Genomic DNA, 8775 nt, shown 5'->3' on the forward strand with positions numbered 1-8775 from the left:
GCGTGGCATCGCGGTGCGGGCGGCTCCCTGCCGGATGCAGGCGCAGGCGACCAGCATCCGGTCGTCGCCATGGCGGCGCTCGAAGGCGCAGAGGCTGGCCGCCCCCTTGCCTTCGGCCTCAACCGGACGGTAGTCGCCCTCCTGGAACAGCTCCGGCTTGTCGCGGCGCAGGTTCAGAAGCGCCGCCGTCAGCGCCAGCTTCACCCCGCCCTGATCCGCGGGAGCCAGCGCCGCAGGTTCGGCCATCACCTCGCCCAGCAGCCGCTCGCGCAGCGCGAAATCCACCGGGCGGCGGTTGTCGGGGTCGACGAGGCTCTGCTCCCAGAGCTCTGCGCCCTGATAGAGGTCGGGCATCCCCGGCGCCGTCAGCTTCAGCGTGGTCTGGATCAGGCTGTTGACCAGCCCATGCGGCGCCACCTCGGCGACGAAGCCGCGGAACGAGCGCAGGAAGGGCGTGTCCGGCGCCTCCAGCGCCCGGGCGATGAAGGCGCAGAGCGCGGTCTCGTACTCCTCGTTGCCGAAGACCCAACGGGTGTTCACCGCCGCCTCGCGCACCGATTTCATCATCCCCGCCTCGACCCGCTCGCGCAGGCTGGCCAGCGCTTCGGGGCTTGGTGCTGCGGACCAGTCGGCCTCCCAGACGCCGAAGAGGAGCTGGTAGAAGAAATACTCCTCGTTGCGGTCGATCGGCTGGTCTTCGTCGGCCAGCAGCTCGTGCCATTCCGCGATCCGCTCGCGCCAGAGGTCGGGATGGCCGCTGAGCGCGGCGATCCGCATCCGCGCATCTTCGCCCCGCTTGGTGTCATGGGTCGAGGTGGTCAGCATGCAGGACGGGTTGCGCGCCGCGTTGGCGGCATGGAAGGCCTCGAGCGTCAGCCCGAAATGGCCGGGCTCGCTGCCGACCTCGTTCAGGGCGATCAGCCGGGCGTAGCGGTAGAGCGCGCGGTCCTCGAGCCCCTTGGCCATCACCGGGCCGGTGAACTGCTGCATCCGCATCGTGGTCTTGAGGATGTCGGCCCTCTGCTCGGGATGCTCCTCGGCCAGATCCAGCGTCAGCACCAGCGCGATGAAGTCGAAGATGCCGGGGTCGATCTCGGGCGCGCGCAGCTTGGCGCGCTCCACCGCGGCCGCAATGCGGGCGCGATCCTCGTCGCGGATGCCATCCCGGTCGACATAGGTACGGTAGACGTCGAGCCCCGCCACCACCTGCGACAGCCCGGCCCGCATCCCGGCGCGGCCGAAGTCGCGGCGGCGCGGATCGTCCTGCGCCAGCGCGAGGAAGCGGTCGGTCAGCGCCTCCAGCTCCGAAGCCATCGGCTGGGCCATGATCTCGAGCTTGGCGATATGCACGATGTCTTCCGGCGACGTGGTCTGTCCGGTGAAGGCGGCGTAGATCTCGCTCATCGCCGTCTCGCCCGCCGGATCGACGATCAGGCCCACCACCTGATTGGCGAATTCATAGCCGGTGGTGCCATCCGTCTGCCAATCCTCCGGCAGCTCCTCATCGGGGGCGAGGATCTTCTCGACATAGAGCGGGAAGGGCTTGTCGAGCGCGTCGCGCAGCCGCAGACAGTAGCCCTTCGGGTCGATCAGCCCGTCGATATGGTCGATGCGGATGCCGTCGATGATCCCCTCCTGCATCAGCGGCAGGATCAGCTTGTGCGTGGCGCGGAACACCTCGGGCTTTTCCACCCGCACCCCGGCCAGATCGCTCATGGTGAAGAAGCGGCGGTAGTTGATCGCGTCGCCGTCCATCGAGAATTTCACCGGCCGCCAGTGCTGCGCCTCGATCAGCGCGTCCATCGCCTTCCAACTGTCGAGATCGCCGGGCGTCCCGACATAGGAGGCCACGGCCTTGGTCATGTCGGCGTCGCGCAGCCGGGCGCGCAGCTCCTTCCAGACGGGGTTGGTTGGCGCCTCGCCCGCCACCGCCTCATAGGCATCGGCCAGTTCGTCGAGCCCGCCGCGCCGCAGGATCTCGCCATAGCATTGCGGGCAGACCGGCAGCTTGTGGGTGTCATGCGCCCAGATGGCGAAGGCCGCCTTCTCCGGGTCGAACCTCAGCTCCAGATCGCCGGCCGCCAGCACCTCGCCGTAATGGTCGCCGAGGAAGGGCACCAGCACCTTGCCGGAGAGGCCGGGGGTATTGCTGTCCCAGTCGATGTCGAACCAGCCCGCTACCGGGCTGAGCGGCCCCCATTCGAGCACCGAGAGCCAGAAGGCGTTGTCGGCCCCGCCGACACCCATGTGGTTCGGCACGAAGTCGACGATGAGGCCGATCCCCTTCTCGCGCAGCGTCGCCGCCATGGCGCGAAAGCCCTCCTCGCCCCCCAGCTCGGGGTTGATCAGGCTGTAATGCACGCCGTCATAGCCATGGGTGCTGCCCTCGCGCGCGGCGAGGATCGGCGAGCAGTAGACGTGGCTGATCCCCAGTTCCGACAGGTAGGGAGCAAGCGCGGCCGCATCGGCGAAGGTGAAATCTGCGGTGAACTGGAAACGATAGGTCGCGCGGGGTGTCATCTGGTCTATGTCCTTGGCCGTTCGGCCGCCAATGCCTGGGTGATGCCGCGGAACAGCGAGGTTCCCGGCAGGTCTTCGAGAGAGATCGACAGCTTGCGCCGCCAGTTCGGATATTCGTCCACCGTGCTCGGCACGTTGACCGGCGCGACCTCGCCGGCGATGTCCTCCAGCCGCACGGCCAGAAGCCGCGAGGGGGTGCGGGCAAGGTGGCGATGGGTGGCGATCACCAGCTCCTCCGGGGCCGCGTCGATCGGGGTCTCCGACGCCGAGGGGTCGAGCAGCCCGCCCCGGATCAGGTCGCCCAGAAGCTGGCGACGCTCGTGAACCCGCGAACCGGCCTGCTGTTCCGCCGACTCGGGCGAGATGAAGCCGAAGCCGAGGCGGAGCCCCACGTCGTCGCCGCGCCACCAGCCCTGGAAGGTGGGCAGGTCGTGGGTGGAGACGCAGACCAGCGCCTCGCGCGGGTAGTGCTCGGGCGAGATGAAGCCGTCGTAATGCCGCTCGAACAGCAGGATGCGGTAGGACAGGATGTTCGCCGCCGCCATCACCTCGCGGAAGCCGTCGGGCACGTTGCCGAGGTCTTCGCCGATGATGATGGTGCGGTTCTCGTTCGAGGCCTGAGCCAGCGCCGCGATCATCTCCTGCACCGGGTACCGGACGTAGGTGCCCTGCGGCGCGGTCATGCCGTCGGGGATCAGGAAGAGCTGCCAGAGCGACATCGCGTGATCGAGCCGCAGGGCGCCGGCGCGGTGGGTGGCGTCCTGCATCAGGCTCTGGAACGGGGCGGCGTGACGGGCGGCAAGCTCGACCGGCGAGAGCGGGGCGAGGCCCCAGTCCTGCCCGGCGGCGTTGAACCAGTCGGGCGAGGCGCCGATCCGCGCGCCGGAGACGACGAGCCCAGGGTCGGACCAGGTGCCCGAGCCGCCGGGGGATTCCCCCACGGCGAAGTCGAGATAGAGCCCGATCCGCATGCCCGCCGCGTGGCAGGCGTCGCGCACCTCGGCCAGTTGACGGTCTGCCAGCCATTGCAGCCAGATGTGGAACTCCACCTCGCTGGCGTTCTCCACGGCGAAGCGGGCGACGGCGGGGCTTTCCACGTCGCGCCACTCCTCCGGCCAGCCCTGCCAGCCCGCGCCATGGATCGGGCCGAAATGCAGCGAGAGCGCCTCGAACAGCGCGTGGCGGCGCAGCAGCTCGCCGCCCTCGATCATGAAGCGCGAGAAGCCTTCGGGATCATCCACGCCCCGCGCCCAGATGTCGCGCAGTGCGGCCATCTTCACCTCGGTCACCCCGGCGTAATCCACCAGATCGCCGTCGCGCACAGCCGTCAGGTCGGGCGGCGTGGTGAAACCGGGCACCCGGTTCACCGCGATATAGAGCGGGTTCAGGAAGCGGCGGTTGGAGGGCGAGAACGGGCTGCATTGCTGAGGCACGGCGAGGAACAGCGCGTGCAGCGGGTTGAGCCCGATGAAATCGGCCCCGGCATCGCCGCAGAGCCGCACCAGCTCGGCCAGATCCTGGAAGTCGCCGATCCCCCAGTTCCGCGCCGAGCGCAGCTGATAGAGCTGCACCGCCACGCCCCACATCCGCGCGTCGCTTTCCGGCAGGAAGCAGCGCACGCCCTCCGGTGCGTAGAGTTCCGGCGGGCGGGCCTCCGGGTCGGTGCCCTCGATCGGGATGCCGAAGGCGGTGAGCAGGCTGGTCAGCGCCTCGTGCGGCGGGTGGAACAGCTCGCCGCTGATGCCGTGATAGGAGGCGCGGATGCCGAAAAGCTCGGCGCGGCGCTGCAATGGGTCGGTCATGTCGTCTCCTGAAGCGTGGCGATCACCGTGCCGGGCGGCATCGCCCCCACGTCGGAGGCTCCGGTTGTCGCATAGATCACCCGTCCGTCGGCGGCAGGCAAGGCGGCCTCGCGATCGTCGAAATTGGCGCGCAGCCGCAGGATGGCCCCGTCGAGCTGCCAATCCACCGCCACCTTGTCTTCGCTGGCCATCAGCACCTTGCCGCCATGGCCCGGCGCCCTGGCCAGATGCGGCACGATCTCGGCATGGCGGACCTGCAGCAGGCTGCGGGTAAAGTCGAGCCAATCCGTCCCCCGCGCGGTGTCGCGGTGCATCCAGTCGATGCGCGAGGACTCAAAGGTGCCCTTGGAATTCGGGTCGGGCACCGTCGCCGCCAGATCGAGGTTCTGGAAGGCGGCGAAATGCTCGAACTCCTTGCGGCGGCCTTCGCGCACGGCATCGGCCAGCTCACCCTCGAAGTCGGTGAAGAAGGTGAAGGGCCGCGTCTCGCCCCAGTCTTCGCCCATGAACATGAGCGGGATATGCGGCGAGAGCAGCAGCATCGCCATCAGCAGCCTCAGGCGCCGCTCGGGCGCCAGCGTGGTCAGTCGCTCGCCGAAGGCGCGGTTGCCGATCTGGTCGTGGTTCTGCAGGAAGTCGACGAAGCAGACCGGCGGCAGATGCGCGCTCGGCGCTCCGCGCGGCTTGCCGCCGTCGAAGGGCGAAGGCTCGCCCTGATAGGCGAAGCCCTCAGCCAAGGCGCGGGCGTATTTCGTCCAGTGATCCTCGACGAAATCCTTGTAATAGGCCTCGGACTCCCCCGTGGCGATCACATGCGCCACGTTGTGCAGGTCGTCGTTCCACTCGCCGGTGTAGAGCTCCACCTCGCCCCCCTGCCCGCGCTCGTGCAGATGGGTGATGTTGCGGTTGTCCTCGGTCGTCAGATGGATCTCGCGGCCCGGCAGCGTCTGGCGGATGGTGCGCACCATGTCGATCAGGAACTCGGGGTCGGAATCCGGGTCGCGGATATGGTCGGCCGCGTCGATCCTGAGCCCGTCGAAGCGGAAATCCCGCAGCCAGTAGACCGCGTTGTCAATGAAGAAGCGGCGCACCGGTGGGCGGTGGTATTCAATGGCATTGCCCCAGGGGGTGTGCCGCTTCTCGTCGAAGAAGTTCGGCGCATAGGACGGCAGGTAATTTCCCTCCGGCCCGAAGTGGTTGTAGACCACGTCGAGCACCACGCTCAGCCCCTGACCATGCGCCGCATCGACGAAGGCGCGCAGGTCGTCGGGCGTGCCATAGGCCGGGTGCGGCGCATAGAGCAGCACCCCGTCATAGCCCCAGCCGCGGTTGCCGGCGAATTGCGCCACCGGCATCAGCTCGACCATGGTGAAGCCGCTGGCGGCCACGTCGGCCAGCCGGTCGATCGCGGCCCGGAAGGTGCCCTCGGGGGTGAAGGTGCCGACATGCAGCTCCAGGATCACGCTCTCGTGCCAGGGACGTCCCCGCCAGTCGCATTGCCAGTGATAGGCCGGATCGGTGACCAGCGAGAGCCCGTGCACGTCACCGCTCTGCTGCCGCGAGGCGGGGTCGGCGACCACCCGGCCGTCGTCCAGCACGAAGCCGTATTCCGCCCCGGCCTCGGCCGGCAGGGTCAGATCGAACCAGCCGTCGTCGCTGCGCTCCATGGCGTGGTCCTGCCCTTGCAGGCGCAGCCGCACCTGCTGCTGAGACGGTGCCCAGATGCGGAAGCGGGCCCCCTCGGTCGTCAGCACTGCGCCCCAGGCGCAGATCGACTGCGGGCCTTCGCCAGATGTCATGGACGTGTCTCCTCAAGTACCAGTAGGCCGCGCGGGGGCACGGCAAGTGTCGGCAGCCTCACCGGGCTGCCCTGCGGGGTCACCTCGCCTGACGCGCTGTCGAGCAGCATCTGCCAGCCGAGGTCGGTCGCGGCGGCGGGCAAGGTGAAGTCCACCGCCTCGAAATGGCTGTTGAACAACATCAGGATGTCCGGCTCGTCGCGCACCAGCATGCCCAACGTGCGAGCGGCGGGATTGTGCCAGTCATTCTGCTCCATCAACTCGCCATCCGGGCGCAGCCAGCGGACGCGGATCGGCTGCTGGCCCTCGGGGGCATTGTGCAGGAACGACGCATGGTGGAACACGTCGCGTCCCTTGCGCAGCGCGATCACCGAGCGGGTGAAGGCGAGGAAGTCGGCATCGCGCGGATCGAGATCGTCGAGCTTCAGCCAGTTCATCTCGTTATCCTGGCAATAGGCGTTGTTGTTACCGCCCTGGGTGCGGCCCACCTCGTCGCCCATCAGGATCATCGGCGTGCCCTGCGACATCAGCAGCGTCGCCATCATCGCCCGCCGCATCCGGTCGCGCAGGTCGAGCACCTCGGGATCGTCGGTCGGCCCCTCCACGCCGCAGTTCCAGCTGCAGTTGTGAGAATGGCCGTCGCGGTTGTCCTCCTGGTTCGCCGCGTTGTGCTTCTCGTTGTAGGCGACGGTGTCGGCGAGGGTGAAACCGTCATGCGCGGTGATGAAGTTCACGCTGGCCCAGGGACGGCGGCCGCGCTTGTCGAAGAGATTGGCCGAGCCCAGAAGATGCGAGGAAAGCTCCGGCAACAGCCCCTCGTCGCCCTTCCAGTAGGATCGGACGGAGTCGCGATACCTGTCGTTCCACTCGGCCCAGCCCGGGGGGAAGTTGCCCAGCTGATAGCCCTCGTTCCCGGTATCCCAGGGTTCCGCGATCAGCTTCACCCGTCCCAGCACCGGGTCCTGCCGCACCGCGTCGAGGAAGACCGCGTTGGCGTTGAAGCTCTGCCGGTCGCGGCCGAGCGAGCTTGCCAGATCGAAGCGGAAGCCGTCGACGTGGCAAGCCTCGACCCAGTAGCGCAAGCTGTCCATCACCATCTGCAGCACCCGTTGGTGCCCGAGGTTCACCGTGTTGCCGCAGCCGGTGGTGTCGTAGTAGTAGCGCGGGTCGTCGCCCAGCATGTAGTAGCTGGCGTTGTCGATGCCGCGGAAGCTGAGCGTCGGGCCCATCTGGTTGCCCTCGGCAGTGTGGTTGTAGACCACGTCGAGGATCACCTCGATCCCCGCCTCGTGCAGCCGCCGCACCATCAGCTTGAACTCATGCACCCCGCCGCCGGGCGAGATGAAGCGGGTGGCGGGAGCGAAGAAAGCGGCGGTGTTGTAGCCCCAGTAGTTGGTCAGCCCCTTCTCGATCAGGTAGCGGTCGTCGAAGAAGGCCTGCGTCGGCATCAGCTCCACCGCCGTGACACCGAGCGTCACCAGATGCTCGATCACCTTCGGGTCGGCCAGCGCCGCGAAACTGCCGCGCACCCGGTCGGAGGTGTCGGGGTTGAGCGCGGTCATCCCCTTCACATGCGCCTCGTAGATGATCGTGTCGGCCCAAGGCGTGTGGGGGCGGATATCCGCGCCCCAGGTCACGGCAGGATCGACCACCACGCATTTCGGCATGACGAAGGCCGAGTCCCGCCGGTCGAAGGAGAGGTCCGCCCGCGCATTGCCGATCCGGTAGCCGAAGACCGCGTCATGCCAGACGATGTCGCCCTGCAGCATCAGCGCATAGGGGTCGATCAGCAGCTTGTTGGGGTTGAAGCGGTGGCCGTTCTGCGGGTCGTAAGGACCGTGGACCCGGTAGCCGTAAAGCTGACCGGGCCGCACTTCGGGCAGGTAGCCGTGCCAGACCTCATGGGTGAACTCCGGCAGCGGGATGCGCGCGGTCTCGCGCCGACCGCGCGCATCGAAGAGACAGAGCTCCACCTTCGTGGCATGGGCGGAGAAGATGGCAAAATTGGTGCCCGACCCGTCCCAGGTTGCCCCGAGCGGATAAGGGCTGCCTTCGCGCAGCGTGATCCCGTTTGTCATCATTCGTTGTCTGGACCTTCCGGCATGACGAGAACGGTTGCGAGGGGAGGCAAGGTCAGCCTGAGCGAGGCGGGCCGTCCGTGCCAGGATGTATCTTCGGCTTGTAACAGGCCCGAGTTGCCGACATCCGACCCGCCATAGAGCCCGGCGTCGGTGTTCAGGATCTCGCGCCAGCCGCCGCCCTGCGGCACGCCGATCCGGTAGTCGTGATGCACCTGCGGCGTCAGGTTGCAAACCACCAGCACCGGCGGATGCCCCTCGGCCTTGCGCAGGAAGCTCAGGACCGAATTCTCGGCATCGGCGGAATCCACCCATTCGAAGCCCGCCGGATCGCAATCCTGCCGGTGCAGCGCCGGGACGCCGCGGTAGGTCCGGTTCAGATCGGCGACCAGCCGCTTCATCCCGGCGTTGGCCGGGTTGTCGAGCAGCTCCCAGTCGAGCGAGGCGTCATGGTTCCACTCCCTGTCCTGAGCGAACTCCCCGCCCATGAAGAGAAGCTTCTTGCCCGGATGCGTCCACATGAATCCGAAATAGGCGCGCAGGTTCGCGAATTTCTGCCACGGATCGCCCGCCATC

At 67.8% G+C, this 8775-nt stretch carries 5 protein-coding genes; all 5 read right to left on the minus strand.

All coding sequences use genetic code 11. The annotated features are described in order from the left end of the window. Positions 1–2520 (minus strand): malto-oligosyltrehalose synthase (treY, locus tag C5F48_RS19640; RefSeq protein WP_107665502.1); only part of this gene is annotated, 2520 nt, incomplete at its 3' end. Between the two features lie 5 nt (positions 2521–2525). Then, positions 2526–4322: a 4-alpha-glucanotransferase gene (malQ, locus tag C5F48_RS19645; protein ID WP_107665503.1), complete on the minus strand. Its 1797-nt coding sequence runs from the start codon at positions 4320–4322 to the stop codon at positions 2526–2528. Further along, complete coding sequence (treZ, locus tag C5F48_RS19650; protein WP_107665504.1) at positions 4319–6121, minus strand: malto-oligosyltrehalose trehalohydrolase; 1803 nt, start codon at positions 6119–6121, stop codon at positions 4319–4321. The genes malQ and treZ overlap by 4 nt, the downstream gene beginning before the upstream one ends. Further along, positions 6118–8199: a glycogen debranching protein GlgX gene (gene glgX, locus C5F48_RS19655; RefSeq protein ID WP_107665505.1), complete on the minus strand. Its 2082-nt coding sequence runs from the start codon at positions 8197–8199 to the stop codon at positions 6118–6120. Before glgX ends, treZ begins: the two co-directional genes overlap by 4 nt. Beyond that, the coding region (locus C5F48_RS19660; protein ID WP_181247736.1) for an alpha amylase C-terminal domain-containing protein at positions 8199–8775 on the minus strand (577 nt) is incomplete at its 5' end. The genes C5F48_RS19660 and glgX, both read right to left, overlap by 1 nt.

It is taken from the genome of Cereibacter changlensis JA139, assembly GCF_003034985.1.
In the GTDB taxonomy this organism is placed as follows: domain Bacteria; phylum Pseudomonadota; class Alphaproteobacteria; order Rhodobacterales; family Rhodobacteraceae; genus Cereibacter; species Cereibacter changlensis.

Excerpts from the sequence above, each read along its gene's own strand:
- malQ (WP_107665503.1), bottom strand. The coding sequence starts at position 4,322 with ATGACCGACCCATTGCAGCGCCGCGCCGAGCTTTTCGGCATCCGCGCC.
- treZ (WP_107665504.1), bottom strand. The coding sequence starts at position 6,121 with ATGACATCTGGCGAAGGCCCGCAGTCGATCTGCGCCTGGGGCGCAGTG.
- glgX (WP_107665505.1), bottom strand. The coding sequence starts at position 8,199 with ATGACAAACGGGATCACGCTGCGCGAAGGCAGCCCTTATCCGCTCGGG.